This is a genomic window from Pseudomonas sp. HT11 (assembly GCF_044875395.1).
Lineage (GTDB): Bacteria > Pseudomonadota > Gammaproteobacteria > Pseudomonadales > Pseudomonadaceae > Aquipseudomonas.
The window spans coordinates 3166807-3187190 of sequence record NZ_CP173217.1; the positions used below are offsets into that span (position 1 = coordinate 3166807).

10 protein-coding genes are annotated in these 20384 nt (G+C 58.7%); 5 read left to right on the forward strand and 5 right to left on the reverse strand.

Features of this window, described 5'->3' with window-relative positions; translation table 11 throughout:
• The first annotated feature begins 74 nt into the window (after positions 1-74).
• From ABWL43_RS14515 to ABWL43_RS14530, 4 genes are all read left to right on the forward strand, one after another.
• The gene (locus ABWL43_RS14515) at positions 75-1133 is read left to right on the forward strand and encodes a tetratricopeptide repeat protein (protein WP_404488343.1); all 1059 of its coding nucleotides are present in this window, start codon (positions 75-77) and stop codon (positions 1131-1133) included.
• Positions 1134-1276: 143 nt separating this feature from the next.
• The gene (locus tag ABWL43_RS14520; RefSeq protein WP_145160825.1) at positions 1277-2779 is read left to right on the forward strand and encodes an ATPase domain-containing protein; all 1503 of its coding nucleotides are present in this window, start codon (positions 1277-1279) and stop codon (positions 2777-2779) included.
• Between the two features lie 44 nt (positions 2780-2823).
• Positions 2824-4446, forward strand: coding sequence for an ATP-binding protein (locus tag ABWL43_RS14525; RefSeq protein ID WP_370004766.1), 1623 nt, complete (start codon positions 2824-2826; stop codon positions 4444-4446).
• Positions 4447-4584: 138 nt separating this feature from the next.
• A complete protein-coding gene (locus ABWL43_RS14530; protein ID WP_404482914.1) occupies positions 4585-9252 on the forward strand; it encodes a hypothetical protein in 4668 nt (1555 codons plus the stop codon).
• Between the two features lie 53 nt (positions 9253-9305).
• Here ABWL43_RS14530 and ABWL43_RS14535 read toward each other — a convergent pair whose 3' ends face one another.
• The 5 genes from ABWL43_RS14535 to ABWL43_RS14555 all read right to left on the reverse strand — a co-directional run bounded on the left by ABWL43_RS14535 (position 9306) and on the right by ABWL43_RS14555 (position 15873).
• Positions 9306-9683 carry a response regulator gene (locus tag ABWL43_RS14535; protein ID WP_003217591.1) on the reverse strand — a complete coding sequence of 126 codons (378 nt, stop codon included), beginning with the start codon at positions 9681-9683 and terminating at the stop codon, positions 9306-9308.
• Positions 9684-9761: 78 nt separating this feature from the next.
• A complete protein-coding gene (locus ABWL43_RS14540; protein ID WP_106579185.1) occupies positions 9762-10955 on the reverse strand; it encodes a hybrid sensor histidine kinase/response regulator in 1194 nt (397 codons plus the stop codon).
• Positions 10949-11548, reverse strand: coding sequence for a chemotaxis protein CheB (locus ABWL43_RS14545; RefSeq protein WP_145160831.1), 600 nt, complete (start codon positions 11546-11548; stop codon positions 10949-10951). Before ABWL43_RS14545 ends, ABWL43_RS14540 begins: the two co-directional genes overlap by 7 nt.
• On the reverse strand, positions 11545-12375 hold the full coding sequence (locus ABWL43_RS14550; RefSeq protein ID WP_242196566.1) for a protein-glutamate O-methyltransferase CheR: 831 nt from the start codon (positions 12373-12375) through the stop codon (positions 11545-11547). The genes ABWL43_RS14545 and ABWL43_RS14550 overlap by 4 nt, the downstream gene beginning before the upstream one ends.
• Positions 12376-15873: a response regulator gene (locus tag ABWL43_RS14555; protein WP_369302889.1), complete on the reverse strand. Its 3498-nt coding sequence runs from the start codon at positions 15871-15873 to the stop codon at positions 12376-12378. It abuts the gene before it with no gap.
• A gap of 276 nt (positions 15874-16149) precedes the next feature.
• On the opposite strand from ABWL43_RS14555, the gene ABWL43_RS14560 reads away from it, so the two are divergent.
• Positions 16150-20277 (forward strand): hypothetical protein, encoded by a 4128-nt coding sequence (locus ABWL43_RS14560; RefSeq protein ID WP_404482915.1) that lies wholly within the window; start codon positions 16150-16152, stop codon positions 20275-20277.
• Positions 20278-20384: the final 107 nt, after the last annotated feature.

Here is a 20384-nt window from a genome sequence, read left to right on the forward strand (position 1 = left end):
GGGTTTGACACTCGCCGTGGTCTGACCGAAGCTGATGGCTTTGCACTAGCTGCCACCAGCTTTTGGACGCCTGCATGTCAAAGTCACGCCGTTACTCCATCATCGGCCTGTGCGCCCTGTTGTTGATTGTGTTGCTCACCTGGTTTTTCTCCCGCTCAACCCCGGTAGCCGTGCCGCCGGCGATTGCCCATGGTTACGCCAAAGCCTTGAAGCAGGCGCATAACGGCGAACCCGGCGCCGCGCGCGTGCTGTATCAACAGCTCGGCCGGCCGGACCTGTCGCCTGAACGTCGCGCGGCCTTGCACGCCGAATTGCCCAACTACCCAAGCCCGCAGGCGCTGAAGCTCGCCGACAAAGACCTGGCCAATGATTCGCCAGTGGTGCGCGAGGCGGCGATCCACAGCATTGTCGGCCTGGTGCCCAGCGGCCAACGCGTCTTGTTGCTGGGGCCGGTGCTCGACGATCCCGAACAGGCGGTGCGCTTTGCTGCCGCCAATGCCTTGCTCGGTCTGTCGCCGGACACCCTGGGGCTGTACTTCGGGCCGTTGCAGCAAGTGCTCGATGAGTTTGTGAAAACCCTCAAGGGTCAGCCGGAAACGGCCGAAGGCTGGATTCAACTGGCGCGCCTCTATATACACAGTGCGCTGCTGCCGGACGCACAAAATGCCCTCGAACAGGCCATGCGCTTGCAACCGGACAACCTGCAGGCAGTGGTCGCGCAAATCGAACTGCTGGACAAACAAGGCGAGACCGATGAATCGCGGCAATTGCTGGCACGTCAGTTGGCGGCCCATCCCGACTCGGCTTACCTGCAGCATGCGCTGGGCATGTGGCTGTTGCACCATGGCGAGCGCCCGTATGCCCTGCTTGGCTTGTCCAAAGCGGTAGAGCTTGAACCGGACAATCAGGATTACCGTTACGACCTCGCCACGACCCTGCACGCCCAGGAAGAGTTGGAAGCCGCCCAGCGTCAGCTCGAAGACATCATTCAGCGCCACCCGGCCAACCGCAAGGCGCGGGTGCTGCTGGTCAATTACTGGAAAGAAAGCGGCCAGCTGCAAAACGTGCAGGTATTGCTTGCGCAACTTGAGCAACAGAACCCGGATGACCCGGCGTTGCAGCAAGGCCTGTAGGGCGTTGCAAAAAGTTGTAATCGATACTGGGGCTTGTACAATTTTCGCGAAACGTTGAACCGCTACGGGCCTCCACGGTCAAGTGAATATGGCGCGTCCGAGGCGGCGCGTTCCTCTATTTGTACGTGACCTGAGGGCACTTCTTGTCTACATCCAACGAGCTGTTCAGTGAAAAGGCGGCCACCGGCATTGAAGGTCTTGATGACATTCTTTCCGGGGGGTTATCGCGCAGCCACCTGTTCCTGCTGGAAGGCGAACCCGGCACGGGCAAAACCACCGTTGCGTTGCATTTTTTGCAGGCTGGCGCGAAAAACGGTGAGCGATCCCTGTACATCACCCTCTCCGAAACCGAGCGCGAATTGCGCCAGGGTGCCAAGTCCCATGGTTGGGACCTGGATGACAATATCCACATCTTCGAGCTGACCCCGCCAGAGAGCCTGCTCGACGCCAATCATCAGCAAAGCCTGCTGTACTCCTCCGACCTGGAGCTGGGCGAAGCCACACGACAGATTTTTGAAGTGGTGGAGCGGGTCAAGCCGACCCGCGTGGTCATCGACAGCCTTTCGGAGATCCGTCTGCTCGCGCAAAGCTCACTGCGTTATCGTCGGCAGATCCTGGCAATCAAGCATTACTTCGTGCGCTACGACGCCACCGTGCTGCTGCTGGATGACCTGACCACTGAATCCCTGGATAAAACCGTACACAGCGTGGCGCACGGCGTGATCCGCCTGGAAGAACTGACCCCCAACTACGGCGCCGAACGTCGCCGCGTGCGGGTGGTGAAATACCGTGGTCAAAAATACCGCGGCGGCTTTCACGACTTCACCATCATGGGCGACGGCGTGCATGTATTCCCGCGCTTGGTCGCGGCCGAGCATCGCGGCGGGTATGTCCGACAGACCCTGAGCAGCGGCATTGTCGAACTGGACAGGCTGATGGGCGGCGGCGTCGAAACCGGCTCCAGCAGCTTGATTCTTGGCCCAGCGGGCACCGGTAAATCCCTGATTTCCATGATTTTTGCCGCAGCGGCTGTGGCCCGTGGCGAGAAAGCGGCGCTGTTTATCTTCGACGAAGAACTGGGGTTGTTGTTCGAGCGCATGAAAAACATGGGCATCGACCTCGCCGCCCTGCAGGACACCGGCAACCTGCTGATCGAGCAGGTGGACGCGGCCGAGTTGTCGCCCGGCGAGTTCTCGCACCGAGTGCGCCGTTGTGTTGACGAGCGCGGGATCAAAACCGTGGTCATCGACAGCATCAACGGCTACCAGGCGGCCATGCCGGAAGAAAACGCGCTGATCCTGCACATGCACGAACTGCTGCTGTACCTCAATCGCCGGGGTGCCGCCACGTTCATGACCGTCGCCCAGCATGGGCTGGTCGGTGACATGCAAGCGCCCGTCGACATTACCTACCTGGCCGATACCGTGATTTTGCTGCGTTACTTCGAAGCACTGGGCAAAGTGCGCCGGGCCATTTCGATCATCAAAAAACGCACCGGCACGCATGAGTCGACGATTCGCGAGTACCGCATTGGCAGCCGTGGCATGACGGTGGGCGAGCCGCTCGACAACTTCCAGGGCGTGCTGCGCGGCATTCCGACATTCAACGGCAGCGGCTCACCCTTGCTCAAGGAAGAGGGATCGTGATCAGCGTTTCCTCTGCCTCCGAGCGCGCGATTATCCTGGCGCCAATGGGTCGCGACGGCTCACTGGCGCTGATGATGCTGAACGAAGCTGGCTACAGCGGCATTGTTGCCAGCAACCTGGCAAACCTGTGCGAATTGCTGGAAGAAGGCGCCGGCTTGTTGGTGATCGCGGCGGAAGCGTTGCGCGGCGTGGATCTGGAGCCGTTGCTGGAGCACCTGCATCAGCAGCCGGCGTGGTCCGACTTGCCGATCGTGCTGATGACCCATCACGGCGGCAGCGAGCAGAACGGTTCGTCGCACTTGAGCGGGCTGCTGGGCAACGTGACCTTTCTGGAGCGCCCCTTTCATCCCATCACGTTGATCAGCCTGGTGAGCGCGGCCCTGCGTGGCCGACGCCGGCAGTACGACGCCCGCGACCGCTTGATTGACTTGAGCGAGAGTGAGCTGCGCCTGCAACGCACCATGGAAACCCTTGAGCAGCAAGTCGAGGAGCGCACCGCGCAACTGCGCAGCAATGAAGAAGCCTTGCGCCAATCGCAGAAGATGGAGGCCGTAGGTCAATTGACCGGCGGCATCGCGCATGACTTCAACAACATGCTCACCGGGATTATCGGCAGCCTGGAGCTGCTGCGACGGCGCATTGCGCGCGGCAAACTCGATGATCTGGACGGCCTTATCGACCTGGGCGTGACCTCGGCCAACCGCGCGGCCGGGTTGACCCATCGCCTGTTGGCGTTCTCCCGTCGCCAATCGCTGGATTCCAAGCCCGTGGGGATCAACCAACTGGTGACCTCCATGGGTGAGCTGCTGCAACGCAGCATCAACGAAAGCATTGCCCTCGACATGCGCCTGGACGCTCAGCTATGGACCGCCGAAGCTGACCCCAATCAACTCGAAAGCGCCCTGCTCAACCTGGTGATCAACGCGCGAGACGCCATGCCGGGCGGCGGCAAGTTGGTGGTTGAAACCTCCAACCGCCACTTGGACAACGTGTTTACTGCGGCCTACGGCACCTTAAAACCCGGCGACTATGTAGAGCTGAGCGTCAGCGATACCGGCTGCGGCATTCCAGAGCACCTGATGGGACGCGTGTTCGATCCGTTTTTTACCACCAAGCCCATCGGCCAGGGCACTGGCCTGGGGCTATCGATGATCTATGGCTTTGCCCGCCAGTCTCATGGCCACGTCACCATCCACAGCGAAGTGGGCAAAGGCACCACGGTAAGCCTGTTCCTGCCGCGTTTTGTCGGTGAAATGCAGGCGCCGGAATACCTCAATCCTGCGTTGACACCCTATGCCAATGCGGGTGAAACGGTATTGATCGTCGAGGATGACCCGGCGGTACGCGTGCTGGTCAGCGCCGTTCTCAAAGAGTTGGGTTACGCCTTTGTCGAGGCCGGTGATGCGGACACAGCACTGCCGATCATCGAGTCCGACCAGCGTATCGACTTGCTCATCAGCGACGTTGGCCTGCCGGGCATGAACGGCCGGCAAATGGCGGAAATTGGTCGGCAGATCCGCCCTCAGCTCAAGGTCCTGTTCATCACCGGTTATGCCGAACACGCGGCGGTGCGCGGTGGCTTTCTTGATCCTGGAATGCAACTGATCACCAAGCCATTTACCTTTGATTTGTTGACAGCGAAGGTGCGGGAAATGATTCAGGCGTGAGCCAGTGACTGCACGTTTCCGCAATATCTGGTGGCTGACAGGCCGGAACCGGCACTGAGGGATTGGACACGAAGTTTCAAATCGCGACGCATGAAAGGTGCCCGTGGTTAACCTGAAACTTACCTCACGAGTCCCATCATGATCGCTTCGCGCAATGTTAATCCCCTGCATCAATGGCCGCTGAATGCAGCACCCGAGCCCCCCCCAATACGCCGGCCACGCTTGGCGGATCGGCAGAGCAACCCGGCGGCCCCGCACGCAGCCGACCGTACGCAAGTCGAAGGCGACAGTGAGCTGGCAGGGTATCTGGCGCAAACGCTGCGCACCGCGGCAAGTACCGGACGACTGGGCGACATCGACCACATTCCGCCCGCCTCTGCCTTCGGCCAATGGTGGTCACACCTGCACGATTTGATGAAGAGCCCGCACTTTGTCAGTTGGGCAAAGCGTCAGCAGATTGATCTTTCAAAGCCTATCGAGATCAATCCCCGAGACAACCTCATCAGCGCATTCGTTAGCGGTCAGCGCAAACCCTTTTCAGGCTTTGAGCATGGCCATCTCTGGACCTCGATGATGGCGCCGATCATGCGGGCGGCAAAAGCCCTGACGTCAGACTCTGGCTATATTCTCAGCCCCTCAAGTAGCACATCGGCGCCTTACCGGGCAGTCGCGGACTTTTATGGCGAAGCCATCACTGGGCAAACCCGGGAATCCGCTGAAGCCCGTGCAGCACAGCTCGAAGCGGCTAAAGCGTTCACCCCTTCCCGGTCCAGGCCAGAACGCTCTGCGCAGGTGCTGCAGCACGAACGCGCCAAGTTGGCCAATGCCTATGACCACAGCAAGGTGGCCTTGAAACTGATCGCTATCATTCAGGAAATCGACGATTTATCCGAACAGTGGCTATACCGCACCACCAAAGATCCCCTGGACAGCTTGTACCTGCCACCCGCGTATGTTCAAAGCCGGATTGAGCAACTTATCCGCGACAAAATGAGCAGCACCCACATCACCTTGCATGCCGATTCGCCCATCAGGTTGTTGCAGGCGGCCCCCACGGTCAGCCTGGACACACACCTCAGCGACAACGGCTGGGACAGGCCCCGCAGCCGTGACGAACTGTTCAACCTGGGACGGTTACTGACAACACCAGCCCTTTCCCAGCTTCCAGACGGCAATCTCGGTGGAGCCTTGTCCTGGCCAACGCCATTGAGTGATGACGATTGCCGCAAACTGACAAATTCGCTGCGCCAGAACACGCTGGGGCTCAATGGTCTGCAAGGTTATGACGAGGGCACCGGTGCACTCGGTTACCTGACGCGCAACCAGCGTTTTGCCCCGTCCGAACTGCATGACCCGCGGCGGTTTATTCAAAGTCTTCTCGCTACGCCTGATGCCCAGGCGCTGGGGCTGGCGCTGCAGGAAAAATTCAATGGCGTCTCGACCCCGCAGAGCCTTAACGACTGGACGCTGGCAGCCCTTGGCGCGACCCTGGATAAAGAATCCGAGGCAGCAAACACCGGGGCGCCAGCCAGAACCGGCGTTGCCGGTTTTGATATGGCCGGTCATCAACATTGGGGCCAGCATCCTTCAACGGTGGTTGCGGGGCTGGAGACGCACTTGGTTTCCACGGGCCGTGCCAGCGCCGAGTTAGCACCTATTGCGGCCCATCTGTTGCTGTCACGCCGAGCCCCTGCTTTTTTGGTCAACGACATTCCCGACAAGGTGACGTGTGGCTCACACACCTGGGTCAGCTTCAGCACGGCGGTAGCGCGCTTTGAGCGCCAGGCGCCCGGCTCAACGGCGCGTATGACCTTTGCGCAGGTCATGCAGCGAGCCGATCTGGCACCTGTTACCGACCAGGACCGGCAAGTTGAACGCAGCGCGCAGCGCGATGCACTCAAAGATTGGGGGGTTGCCCAAGGCTTGATCGCGCTGAACACCCTGGATGACTACACCGACGAGCAGATCAACCGCGTCTCTGTCGCCTACAGCGCGCGAATTTCAGCATTGGGCCAAGCCTCACAAGCCCACTCGACCGCAATGCCCGAGCGCAGGGAGATGGCGCTGAAGGAACTCGAGCGTGTGTATGGTGACCTGCCCTTCGAGAAAAAATGCATCACCCCACTTGATCAAAGTCGCGACTTCCCCGGCCCGTACTCGGTGCTGGACCTTTACCTGCAGGGGCAACTCGAGGCAACGGCATGGACGTCATCGTCCGGTGAGGTCGACACACGCACGATTGCGGGCCATGTGAACAAGCTTTCCGACATCAATGCTCTGTTCAACACTGAACTTCAGCGCTACTTCCATGCGGCAGAACAGGCGACGAGCACGCACGTCAAACACCTGATCGCCACACTGCCTCTGGAAGATAGAAAAGCCATCGAGTACGGGAAAGTGACCCTGCTCACCGAGCACAGCATCACTCATACCGCCTTCAGCCAGAGCCGTGTCGAAACCAAAGTGCCCAATAGCCTGCTGCTCAAAACAGAGCTCGACAGCGTCGTCACTGTTTATGAAGTCAATGTAAGAGACAACAGCATCCGCCGGCGCGAGGAGCTCAAAGACCACCCGATCGGGCGCCAGACCACTGAAGCCGATAAGTGGCGCTATTCGAAAATGCTGCTGGAGGTTAAACCTTCCGGCCGTTACTCGCCGCATGTCGCTGATGAAAAACGTCGAGCGGGCACACCCGACAGCTTTGCCAGCGAAAGGACCCGCTACATTGCCGACGCCCTGGTGCAAGACCTGAACATTCGGGCGCTGGAGACTGAGGCACGGGGTGTGACGACGTTTGACACCGAGGTGCCGTTCTACAAAAAAGCCCGCGAATTCATGCTGAACCTGATTCCCCTGCGCTCGGCAATCCAGAATTTTCGAGCCGGCGCCGTGGGTGACGGCATCCTTGATTTGGCGTTCGACGCCTTCGGTTTTGTCGTGGGCCTAGGCGTTGCAGCCAAAGGCGCCAAGGCCCTGCAAGCAGGTACCAGCGCGGCGGCCAGGCTGGCCCAGGGCGTGAAGATCGTGGGCCGTGCTGCACTGGGCGCACTCAACCCGCTGGATGGCGTGGGCAGCCTGGTTTCCCGCACCGCGCGTGGGGTGCAAAAAGGCGGGCTGCATGCCTACAACACACTGCGCGGCAGTGCCGACAGTTACAGCCTGATCCATGCAAGTCGACATTTTGAGGCCAGCGCAGTGGGCACCTTCAAACTGGGTGGCGCCATCGCTGAAGGGCCGGCAGTGCTTCAACGTGGCAAGTGGTTTGCCTTCGATATGCTGAGTGGCCAGCCGTACGGCAAGGCTCTGGAGGATTTTCAACCCTCGATCAGGGCCAGCGGAGAATTACACGAGGCTCAGCAGACGGCCGGTGCAAGCGCCTGGACCGCCTGGGTTGAACAACAGAAAAACGGTGCAGACAGCGTGCAGTTCAACCATGGGTATACCCAGGTCGACCCGCTGACGATCAGCGGCTATCACGTCGGGATGAAATCCGCCGAAGTGATGGCGCTTGCGCGCGCGCCTAGCCGTACACCGGCCGAGATCGGCGCGCTGGTACGCCAGCGCGAGCGTTTGGCGGTGCAGCACAGCTTCAGCGGGGTCAATGCGTTTTACCAGCACATCAGCGTGGGCGGCGGCACGTTCACCCCTGTTCCTCAGCTGTTCTATCTCAGCCAGACCACCCCGCTCAGCAAAGGCCAGTGTGCGGCGATGTCGCGCGTCATGGCGACGGCCATGGAGCAAGGCAAGCACACCCGTTTCGCCGCCAATTTGTTCAGCGCTGCGGCCAACCCCACCGCCGCCGAGTCCAGGCAGTTCGTGGCGAACCTGACGCACATTCAAAAGCAACTGGATACACCCACGCAGTTTCATGCCGGTGCGCCCGTTCGCAAAATGGGCTATGCCCAACTGATGGATGAAATCGCTGACGCCAGCGCCCCCAAAATCATGATGATCGGCACCGCCGACCACGCGATGATGATCGGCACGCAGGGCGAAGGCGTCGCGAAGCGGTTTTTTTATTACGACCCCAACTACGGCCTCGCCGAGTTTGCGAGCGCTGGCGCCATGAAGAAGAGCCTGGGCAAGCTATTTACCGACAAACACCTGCCGCTGCCCTACAAAACCGCGGGCAGCGACCCGACCAGGCTGGAGTTCAACGTCAGCACTCACAGTGATGCGTGGAAGAAAACCAACCATATTGCTGACACACATGTTCAGTCGCTGCTCGACGACGCCCTGGGCGCGAAGCCTTCAGTCGCTGATGCGACTGTGCAACCACCGCTCAAACCCAATAGCGCCAGTAAGCCCGCCGTGCAAAACGTTGAAGTGTTCATGGCCGAGGCGAAAACCCTCAATGACCCCACCAGCATCCTCAGCACCAACGGGCTCGGTGACTGCTCGGCACTGGTGGTGCTGAGCGATCTGCACAATGGGGTTTACCGCAAACGCACCTTGGTGCACTTGAACGGCAGCAATCTGGAGGCGCCTGTGGGGTCTGAGCACAATGCCTTCGCCCTGCTCCAGCAGTTGGACAGCGCCTTGGAGAATGGCGGCAAGGTCATTTTTGTCGGCGGCACGGCAACCCGCTCACCGCTGATGGTCGGCAGGGTCATAGGCCAAGTCGATAGCAACGGTAACAAACCGTTGTTATCGATCCTGCAAAAGAACGATGTGTCGGTGACCTATGCCAGCTCCGTCGGGGTAGAAGTCTATCCCGATGGCAATTTCAAGCTGCGCGATGATGAGGGGGCGGGCGTCTTTGACCGCGCAAAGATCAACGAAATTCTGGACTGGGCGCGTGACTGAAGCCGGTGAATGCTGCCGGGGACGATGATACGCGCCCCTGGCACAACCCGTACTCAAGCCAACAATCGCTGGATATGCTCCTGCAGCGTATCCAGATCAAACGGCTTGGCCAGGATCGGCGCGTTGCGCGTGATCGGGCTGTTGCAGTCGAGGATTTCCTGCGGATAACCGCTGATAAAGATCACTTTCAATTCCGGTCGCAACTTGATCGCCGGTTCAGCGATCTGCACCCCGGAAATCCCGCCCGGCAGGCGGTAGTCCGTGACCATCAGGTCCAGGTGCGGCTTGGTCGCGAGGATTTCGAAGGCTTGCTCCCCATCAATTGCCTTCAGTACTCGATACCCCAGCCCGGCCAGGTATTCACCCAGCACGAACATAATCGATTCGTCGTCCTCGACGATCAGAACAACATCTTGTGCATCTTCACTCATGGGAAGCCTTTGTCCGGTCAATTGCTGCAGTTACGACCATTGGGTCACGCAGAGGTTGCGTCGAGCTGACGATAGATTTCACGCCGGCGTCTCAAGGGGCAGGCACACCCGAAACAAGGCGCCCTCGCCTATCTGGCTTTCTACCTCGATGGTGCCCCCGTGGGCCGCCACGATCTGCTCGGAAATAAACAGCCCCAGGCCCAGGCCAGCCGCCACATGGCTGGCAGAAACGCGCTCGAACTGCTGGAAAATTCGCTTCTGGTTGTCTGCGCTGATGCCGATCCCGTGATCACGCACCTCAACCCTTGCCTCACTATGCTCGGTATACACGCGTACTTCCACCGGGCTTTTGGCCCCGTAGCGCAGCGCATTGGTCAGCAGGTTGGAAATCACCTGCTCGATGCGGAACTCGTCCCAGTTGCCTTCTACCGGCCCTTGAACCTCCAGGTGCATCGACGACTCGGCGGCGGCCACTTGCGGCGCGAAGTTTTCCACCAGGTTGTGCACCAACTGGGTCAGGTCAAAGCGCGCCGGGCGAATCGACAGCTTGCCGGTGCGGATGCGTGACACATCGAGCATGTCTTCGATCAACCGAATCAGGCTTTTGATCTGCCGCTCATCGCGATCGACCATGGCGTGCATCTTGTCCAGGGTGAACGCGGCGGCGTTGTCCCGGGCCAGGTGCATTTTGCGCAGTTGGGTCTCCAGAATCAGCCCGTTGAGCGGCGTACGCACTTCATGGGCGACGATCGACATGAAGTCGTCACGCATGCGCACCGCCTGCTCCAGCTCGGCCTGGGTGGCCTGCAGGCGGGTCAGCAAGAGTTCCTGCTCACGGCGGCTGCGTTCCAGCGCTTCGACCTGCAGCTTCATCGCCTTGCTCTGGCGGTACAGGTCGACGAACACGTTGACCTTGCTCTTGACCGCATGGATGTCCAGCGGCTTGTGCAGGAAGTCGACGGCGCCGCTTTCATAGCCCTTGAAGGCGTAGTTGAGTTCACGGCCGGCGGCGCTGACGAACACAATCGGGATGTTTTTGGTCTTTTCGGTGCCGCGCATCAGTTCGGCCAGCTCGAAACCATTCATGCCGGGCATCTGCACGTCGAGAATCGCCATGGCGAACTCGTGCTCCAGCAACAGTGACAAGGCCTCGTCGGCGCTCAATGCCTTGTAGACCTGGCGGTCCTCGCGCTTGATCAGCGCTTCGAGGGCCAGCAGGTTTTCCGGCAGATCGTCGACGATCAGCAGTTTGGCCTGGACGGTACTTAACATGGGGAAGATTCCAGCAAAGCCAGCAACGAGCCAATTTGGCTCAGAGTCAGAATATAGTCAGGTGTGTGCAGGGCCAGGGCCGCCAGCGGCATCACGGCGATGCGTGCATCCTTGGGGTCTTGTACAACGGTCGTCCCGCCAGAGCGCTTAACGTGCGCCAGCCCGCGGGCACCGTCCTGGTTGGCGCCGGTCAACAAAATGGCCAGCAGACTTTCGCCGTAGGCATCGGCGGCTGACGCAAACAGATAATCAATGGAGGGCCGCGAATGGTGTACGCGGTCTTCCTGGCTCAGGGACAGGCTGCGGTCATGCTCCACCGAGAGGTGATAACCGGGCCCGGCGAAATACAAGGTGCCCGCCTCGATCACTTCTTTGTCACGCGCTTCACGCACCGGGATTCGCAGGCGCCGGGCAAAGACTTCCGCCAACTGGCTGCGGCGTTCGTCCGGCAGGTGCAGCACGGCGACGATCGGCAAGCCAAAGCCCTGGGGCAATCCGCCAAAAATAGTCAGCAACGCCTCGACGCCGCCAGCAGAAGCGCCGACGACGATGGCTTCAATCCCGACAATCGGGTTGGCTGCAACGTCGGTCATGATTTGCGGTAGATCCGTTCCTGCTTGACCAGGGGGTCGAACTGTTTGCTGTAGGCGGAAAAATCCAGGGTTTCCTTGCTGCCCAGCACCAGGAAGCCGCGATGACACAGCGACTCGTGGAACAGTCCAAACGCTCGATCCTGCAATTTTTTATTGAAGTAAATCAGTACGTTACGGCACGAAATTAATTGAGTTTCTGAGAATACACTATCGGTCGCCAGGCTGTGGTCGGCGAAGGTCACGTTCTCACGCAGGGATTTGTCGAAGATCGCGTAATCGTAGGCCGCGGTGTAGTAGTCGGCAAATGAACGCTGTCCGCCGGCCTGCTGATAATTGGCGGTGTAGGCGCGCACGTTCTCCAGGGAAAAAATACCTTGCTTGGCTTTGTCCAGCGACGCCGGGTTGATGTCCGTGGCGTAAATGATCGTGCGTTCCAGCAACCCTTCCTCACGCAGCAGGATCGCCATGGAGTACACCTCCTCGCCCGTGCTGCAGCCGGCAATCCAGACCTTGATCGACGGGTAGGTTTTGAGCAGCGGCACCACTTCGCGGCGGATCGCCAGGAAGTGCGACGGGTCGCGAAACATCTCGCTCACCGGGATCGTCAGGAACTGCAGCAACTGCATGAACGCTGACGGGTCGTGCAGTACGCGCTCCTGCAACGCCGAGATCGTGGCGCAATCGAACTGGCGCAAGGCATGGGCCACGCGCCGTTTGACCGACGCACCGGAATAGTCGCGAAAGTCGTAGCTGTACTTGAGGTAAATCGCCTCAATCAACAGGCGCAGCTCAATATCGCTGCTTTTATCCAAAAAACGTTGCTCCACTTAAATACGTTCCATCTTCGGTAGCCAGACGCGAATCAGCGAGAACAGGCGGTCCAGGTCAATCGGCTTGGCCAGGTAATCGTTAGAGCCCGCCGCGAGGCAGCGTTCCTGATCGTCCTTCATGGCCTTGGCCGTGACCGCAATGATCGGCAGCTTTTTCCAGCGCGGATCCTGGCGAATCAAGGCGGTTGCCTCGTAACCGTCCATCTCCGGCATCATCACGTCCATCAGCACCAGGTCGATGTCGTCAACTTCATTGAGTTTGTCGATGGCTTCACGGCCATTACGCCCGATCACCACCACCGCACCCTTGTGCTCCAGGGCGCTAGTCAGGGCGAAGATGTTACGCACATCGTCGTCCACCAACAGGATTTTGCGGCCCTCGAAGACCTTGTCGCGGCTGCGGGCGGTCTTGAGCATCTTCTGGCGGTCATGGGACAGCTGGGATTCGACTTTGTGCAGAAAGAGTGTCACTTCATCCAGAAGGCGCTCGGGTGAGCGCGCGCCCTTGATAATGATCGAGCGCGAATACTTGCGCAGCTCGGCCTCTTCATCGCGGGTCAGGTTGCGTCCGGTGTAGACAATCACCGGCGGGAACGAGCAGATGTCCTCGGTGGCCATGCGCTTGAGCAGCTCGTTGCCGAGCATGTCCGGCAGCTTGAGGTCGATGATCATGCAGTCGTAGACATTGGTGCGCAGCAGGTCCAGGGCGGCCTGGGCGTAGCCGACGTCGGTGATCTCAATGTCATCGTCGCCGATCAGGCGGGCAATGCTGTCACGCTGCAAATCGTCGTCTTCCACCAGCAGCACGCGCTTGACCTTTTGCGTCAGTTTGGCCTCCAGGCGTGCAAACACGTCCTTGAGCTCTTCGCGGGTGGTGGGCTTGACGGCATAACCGATCGCGCCCATGTGCATGGCGGCTTCGACGCGGTCTTCGACGGAGATCACATGCACCGGAATGTGGCGGGTACTGGCGTGTTCTTTCAGACGTTGCAGCACGGTCAGCCCGGAATGGTCAGGCAGGCGCATGTCGAGCAGGATCGCGTCGGGGATGAATTCCTCGGCCAGGCTGTAGCCTTCGTCCGCACCGTGCGCCACCAGGCAGTTGTAGCCCAGCTCGTGGGCCAGGTCGAACAGGATACGCGCGAAATTCGGTTCGTCTTCCACCACCAGAATGCATCGGGTGGTGAACGGCGCTTTGTCACGGTCATCGGCAAACCGCGGGATCTGTTTGACGTCAGCCACTGGCAGTGGTGAGACCGCCACGGGCTTGGGCGCAGGGGCCGCCACGGCCTGGCGTGGTTGCTCGACAGGCGCAGCGCCCTCCTCGCGTTCGACGTACTGCTCTGGCAACACCAGGGTGAACACACTGCCCTTGCCCGGCTCACTGCTCACGCTGATATAGCCGCCGAGCAGCGTTGCCAGGTCACGGGAGATCGACAAGCCCAGCCCGGTGCCGCCGTAACGGCGGTTGGTGGTGCCATCTGCCTGGCGGAACGCTTCGAAAATGCTTTCCTGCTGGTCCGGGGCGATGCCGATGCCGGAGTCGCGCACCGTAAAGGCAATGCCCTCGCCCGGCGCGCGGGACACCGACAGGCTGACTTCGCCCTGCTCGGTGAACTTGACCGCGTTGGACAGCAGGTTCTTGAGGATCTGCTCCAAACGCTGGCGGTCGGTGAACATCAGCGTCGGCGCATCGGCCTGAACCTCCACCTGGAAACCCAGCTTGCGGTCGGCGGCCAGCGGCTCGAACATGCCGCGCAAGCCGTCCACCAGGCGTACAACGCTGGAGTTTTCCGGGCGCACTTCGAGTTTGCCGGCTTCCACCTTGGAAATATCCAGGATGTCGTTGATCAGGTTGAGCAAGTCATTGCCCGCCGAATAGATCGACTCGGCAAATTTGACCTGCTCGGCGCTGAGGTTGTCCTGCGGGTTTTCCGCCAACAGTTTGGCCAGAATCAACGAACTGTTCAGCGGCGTGCGCAGCTCGTGGGACATGTTGGCGAGGAACTCGGATTTGTACTTGCTGGAGCGCTGCAGTTCGTCGGCGCGGTCTTCGAGTTCAAGCTGGGCCTGGTTCAGCTCGACGTTCTTGCGGTCCATGGCGTCGCGCTGCTCGGCCAGGGTTTGCGTCTGCTCGGCCAACTGCTCGTTGGTCTGCTCAAGTTCGGCCTGCTGGGTTTCCAGGTGGGCCTGGGATTCCTTGAGAATGCGCGACTGTTCTTCGAGTTCTTCGTTGGCGGTCTTGAGCTCTTCCTGCTGCACCTGCAGCTCTTCGTTGAGCTGCTGGGTCTCGGCCAGCACTTCCTGCAGGCGCTGGCGATAGCGCGCAGCTTCGATGGAGGTGCCGATATTGCCGGCAATCAGCTCCAGCAGTTCGACGTCACGCTCTTCCAGTGGGCGCAGGAAACCCAGTTCGATCACGCCGTTGACGCGGTCATCGTCGCTGGTCGGCATCACCAGCACGCTGCGGGTGGCCCCTTCGCCCAGGCCGGAACTGACCTTGAAGTAGTCCACCGGCACATCGTCCAGGCGAATCAGGCGATCGAGCTGGGCGGCCTGCCCAACGATGCCTTCGTCGCTGTAGATCGACTGCTCCTGCTGTTCCTGTTCGCGGGAGAAACCATACGTGGCCACACGCTTGAGGCCACCGTGTTCTTCACGCACATACAGCGCGGCGACCGCCGAGCCCATGTACTGGGCAAAAAACTGCAGGATATTACGGCCCAGCATGTTCAGGCTGAGTTGCCCCAGCACTTGTTCGGCCAATTCGGTCTGGCCGTTGCGCAGCCAGGCTTGTTGTTCCAGGCGTCGCGCAATCGTCTGTTGTGACGCGAGGTTTGCGCTGTAACTGTCTGATAGAGCGATTAAATTCTTGCGGCCCACATAGGCAAGGAAGCCGCTCAGACCGAGCACAAAGACCAGGTACAACGTGACGCTGACAATCGTAGTACGGGTGACGTCCTGGTTGCGGGTCACACGGAACTGCTGCTCCATGTCCACCGCGTTCGCGTATTCCTGGCGAATCGCGTCGGTCAGGCTCTTGCCACGGCCGGCCTTGACCGCGGCGCGGTAGTCACCGCTCTGGCGCTGCAGGTCAACCATCGATTGGGCGTATTTGTTCCATTCGACCTGCATGGCCTCAAGACGCTTGAGGCGATCCACCTGTTGCGGGTTATCCGCCACCAGCTCCTGCAAATTGCGCAAATCGCCAATGATTCGTGGCTTTGCGACTTCATACGGGTCCAGGAAATGCTCGTCGCCGGTGATCAGGAAGCCGCGCAGCCCGGTTTCCAGGTCCACTGTCAGCTTCGAAGACTCATTGAGGTTATTGATGACCCGGTCGGTGTGCTCTACCCACTGGATCACCGACAACAAGTAGCTGATCAGCACGACGAAAAACACCGCGCTGACCACGCCCACGCTCAAAGGTAGGGCCACGTTGCGGCTCAGGAGTTTACGAAAGCTCTTTTCATCGACAGACGACGCGGGAGTCATGGGCATGCCTTGGCCAGGAACGGAAAAACTGGGAGTTTGCCCGAATATCGACGGCCAAGGCTATGTTTCTGCATTGATTTGAGCTGACTTCCTACGCTCTGGACGTGAATTTCCAACGGATTCTGTCCGAATTCATCATTTCATTTACACAAATAAATACAGGTGCGTGGCGCCGTTCTGGAACGAAATTTCCTCGTTTCAGCACTCAGGTGTGCGCCTCAGGAACACGGAAGATCTTTTGGGAAGGCGTCTTTTTAACCCAGCAAGGTAAACCAGATGACCAACACGAATGCAGTACAGCAAACCTTCAGGCCACAGTTGGCGCCGATGGCCAAAGCGCCTATACCGGCTGCGCTGAACGCCGCGCACGGCGCCGCGAACGATGACGTCACGCTGCTCGCCGAATATATCGCTGGCCTGCAAAACAAGTTGAAAGGCGTCGATGAAAAGATCGAGGTGCCAAAAAACACGCTGTTGGGGCAGTGGTTGACCCTCTATCACACCCAGCTTGAGCGTCCGGTTGTACAGGAGTGGATGCGCCAGCAGCACATCGATCCCGCCACCGTCAGCATCGTTGCCAGCACAGGCGTGTTGCATGCCACGGTCGATGGCGTAGCCAGAAGATTTACCCTGAGCGACACCCCGGGCTGGAAAGCTATCGCCGAGCCAATATTGGCAGCGGCGCGCGTTATAACGCCCACGCCGGAAACCCCGTTACACCTGTCGTTCGAGAATGGCGTCCTGAAGGTGCCTCTGGCGGTTGTCGGCGATTTTTATGGCCAACCGCGCATCGACGATGACGAGGTTCAGACAGAACGTGAAATCAAGATATTGATCGCCACCAAGCGCTTGCGCCCTATCTCTGCAGGCGACCCGTTGCGACCTGCCGCGACCCGCTCTGCGCAGGCCCTTGCAGATCAACGTTTAAGTGCTGAAACGTTTTATGCCGCCAACCCCCAGGACAGCAGCGCCACAGCCACCAAGGTACAGACCAAAACGGTAAAACACCTCATAGCAGACAAGGCCGACCTTTACGATTTGGCCGTCAAGCTCCGGTACGCGGCTACCCAGGGTGATGGCCAGCCTGCTACCCCCGCCCAGATCGAATACAGTTTGAACAACGAACGGTTAGTCCCTTTCGTAGGGTCGTCATATGCCATGGCGCAAGGCCCGGCGCCAACATTGGCAGTAGCGCTGAACGACCTCGGCATTGCTCTTCCGCGGACCATGGAAGAGCTCAATGCGTTGGCGAACACATTGGAGCAGCGGTCGCTATTGAGCCCGCTGGGCAATCTGGGTGGCGCACTGTCCTGGCCAATCCCGATGTCGCAAGCCGATCAACAAAAAATGTTGGATTTCCTCTACAGCGCCGAGCCCGGTGCGCCAGGCGGGGCATTGTCACCTGACAGCCAGGCGATGCTCGGTTACTTGATCAGAGGCAGTGCATTGACGGCGAGCGATCTGCAGGACCCAGAAAAGGCCCTGCAAAAACTGCTCGACACGCCCAGGGCCCAGGCGCTGGGTGAAACTCTGCAAACGCAGATGAAAGGCGCCTCCTCGGACACCAGTATCTACGACTATCTATTGACCGCGCTCAACCTTGGAATGGATCCCAAGTCGTCTGTTTCGCGCGAACGCAACGTAGTGGGCGAATTTGACCTGTCGGACTCACAGCATTGGGGTCATACACCCTCCTCGGTCATTGAAAGCCTTGGCGAGCATCTTGTCGCCACCCAAAAAGCAACGGTAGATACCGCTAAGCTCGCCACTCACCTGTTGCTAGGCCATACGGCACCGCAGTTTCTGATTAAAGATATTCCCGAGAACCTGACCGTCGGCAGCCAGGCGTGGGCTTTCCTGTCGATTGCAGCGGCAACTATAGAAGCCGAGCGACCTGGCGCTGTGAGGCGCATGACGTTCGCGGAGGTCATGCTGGAGTACAACGCCTCCAAAGGCCGCTCGCCCGCCACTGAATACGCCCAAAGTACCGCGCTGGTCGATTGGGCTGTCGCCAACGGCGTAATCGCAAAAAGTGCTGACGACAACTACACCCCGGCCCAACTTGACAGCATAAAAGCCAGCTTCAACCAACAACTGGAAGAACGACTCTCCGGTTCCAAAATGCTCTACGAAGCAATCCCTACACGAAAAGAAATTGCGCTGGCCAAATTAAAGGAACGCTTCGGGGATCTTGGTCCGGTATTCGAAAAGAAAGTACTGGGTACTGATAGTTATCGAGGCACCGCAGGCCAAACTGGGTTGGTCGGCCTACATTCGATGTTGGATATCGCCATGATGGACATGCCGAATCCGCGTCCTTGGTGGTCAGACGACCCCAGCATCCCATTGGAGCAGCTCAATGCAGCCCCGATAGTGGGTGTACAGAAAGCCTTCGATCAGCAGTTCACCCAAGCGATCTGGGATAAAAAGACCGGCATTAACGCAACGGTCAGGCATATGATCGCGCAGCTTCCACTCGAAGGCAGACAAAACCTGGAGTTTGGAAAAGTCACTGTCTTTGAAGAGAGTTCACATCGGCTGGGCATGGGCTTTTTACCCAATAACACAGAGCACCAAAAACAACCGGGGCTGTTATTCCGAACCGAACTGAATGGCCAGTCTCAAGCCTACGAAATCAATTTAAATGACAGCACGATCAAACAGATCAATCTGAGCCGGGCAAAAACCAAGGTGTCGAGAGCAGCCAACCTGGTGTCTGAGACTAAGGAAATCACGTTCAACCATCACGTGCATGACTTGGGTACCGAACGTGGCGTGCTGGCGGCACCTATGGATAGCTTTAACAGCATTCGATCCAACTTGATTGCCAGCGCATTTGTCGAGCACCTCGAACTTGATGACCCCAGCATCAAAGAAGAAGCCCGCGGGCAAACCACCCTGGATGAGTTACAAGGCGGTCCCAAGCCACTTGACGAATTTTTATTAAATCTGATCCCGTTCAGATCAGCCATTGTCAATTTCAATAGCGGCAACTACGGTGAGGCAGCTCAAGACCTCACAATGGATATATTCGGCTTTCTCACTGCCGGCGCTGCAGTCGCAGGCAAGCTGATCAAGATCGGTCGCTCAGCGCTGTCCATTGGTTCCAAGGTACTGAAGGGCACCCGAGTCATCGGCGCCGAAGCCATTTCCCTACTTAACCCTTTCAGTGGTTTGAGTGATGTGGCGGCGCAGGGAGGCAAACTGCTGCTGAAAGGCGGACGTTACGCACTGGACAAAAGTCTTGAAGCCGTTAATAAACTCAAAGGGGCTACCGGCAACTATGACTTGCTTAAAGCCGCGAGTAAAAGTCAGGGTATAACAGCAACGGGCACCTACAAGTTTTTAGAGCAAAGGGTGGACGTGGGTGCGACCCTGCAAAACAATAAATGGTATGCACTTGACCCCATCAGCCAGAAGCCCTTTGGGCAACCGCTGCTTGACTTCAAACCCGTCACTGTTGCTGGGAATGGTGAGATAAACCACAACTTTCTTAACTGGTTGTCCACGTGGGTGGCGCCAACCCCCCGGACCCCTAATCTTCGCGAAGCGTTTAAGAGGACCATAGAGGACGTCAAGCTTAACGATATCGCTGGTTACAACCGTGGCTACGCAAACCCAAAGGGCCAAACCATAGACGGCTACGACCCCTCCATGAACGTGCTTGACCTTAAAGAGTTGGCCATCCTCCCCCGCCGAACCCCCGAAGAGACAGGCGCACTGGCCAAACTGATAGAAGATCTGCAGACCAAAAACAGTCTTGAGTACGCCAGGATATTTAGCGAAGAAATAACAAAGGCAGGCGGTAAAGCCACCGGTATGCCGCAAAACTTCTACCTGGCTTCAAACGACCTTACGTCATCAGGAGAATGTGCTGCGTTGGCCAACACCATGGCGTTGGCTATTCAGTATGGTAAAGAGCGCGTACTGATCGATAATTTCTTCAAAGCCAGCTTAAATTCCATCGACCCCACCATTGCTGGTTTCCGCCGACAACTGAACAGCATGCACCAAGTGCTTAGCGTGAACTTTCACGGCACCAAACCGGTTTCCCGGCTAGCGTACACCGACATTATTACTGACCTCAGTAATAGACCGACATCGACCACCTTCAAGATCAGCACCCAAAATCACGGGCTTCTGGCGGGCGTCATTGTCAATAACAACCAGAAGGAATGGTTTTTCTTTGATCCCAACTTCGGCCTGGCGAAGTTCCCGGACGAAGCTTCAATGCGCCGGGGTCTGGACGCTACCTTGAATAGCGGCTGGAGCGCCGGCACACTTCAACCGGTCGCCATTAACCGCGGCATTCCGGAGTACGACGTCAGCACCTTCAATGACTTCGACTTTCTGGCGACGGTTCCTTACAACAACCCGTTCGCACTGTTCAATACAGCGCTCTGACCCACCTGTGACGCCCTTGCGTGAATGGCACTGTTGAACGGTGCCATTCACGCATCACGTCATCCCCCGTGCCACGGACTTGCACGCGACATTTGCGCCCATTCCCT

Bases quoted from the DNA above. Each gene is read 5' to 3' on its own strand.
- ABWL43_RS14545 (WP_145160831.1), bottom strand. From the start codon at position 11,548: ATGACCGACGTTGCAGCCAACCCGATTGTCGGGATTGAAGCCATCGTC.
- ABWL43_RS14530 (WP_404482914.1), top strand. From the start codon at position 4,585: ATGATCGCTTCGCGCAATGTTAATCCCCTGCATCAATGGCCGCTGAAT.
- ABWL43_RS14535 (WP_003217591.1), bottom strand. From the start codon at position 9,683: ATGAGTGAAGATGCACAAGATGTTGTTCTGATCGTCGAGGACGACGAA.
- ABWL43_RS14555 (WP_369302889.1), bottom strand. From the start codon at position 15,873: ATGACTCCCGCGTCGTCTGTCGATGAAAAGAGCTTTCGTAAACTCCTG.
- ABWL43_RS14525 (WP_370004766.1), top strand. From the start codon at position 2,824: ATGGGTCGCGACGGCTCACTGGCGCTGATGATGCTGAACGAAGCTGGC.
- ABWL43_RS14515 (WP_404488343.1), top strand. From the start codon at position 75: ATGTCAAAGTCACGCCGTTACTCCATCATCGGCCTGTGCGCCCTGTTG.
- ABWL43_RS14540 (WP_106579185.1), bottom strand. From the start codon at position 10,955: ATGTTAAGTACCGTCCAGGCCAAACTGCTGATCGTCGACGATCTGCCG.
- ABWL43_RS14560 (WP_404482915.1), top strand. From the start codon at position 16,150: ATGACCAACACGAATGCAGTACAGCAAACCTTCAGGCCACAGTTGGCG.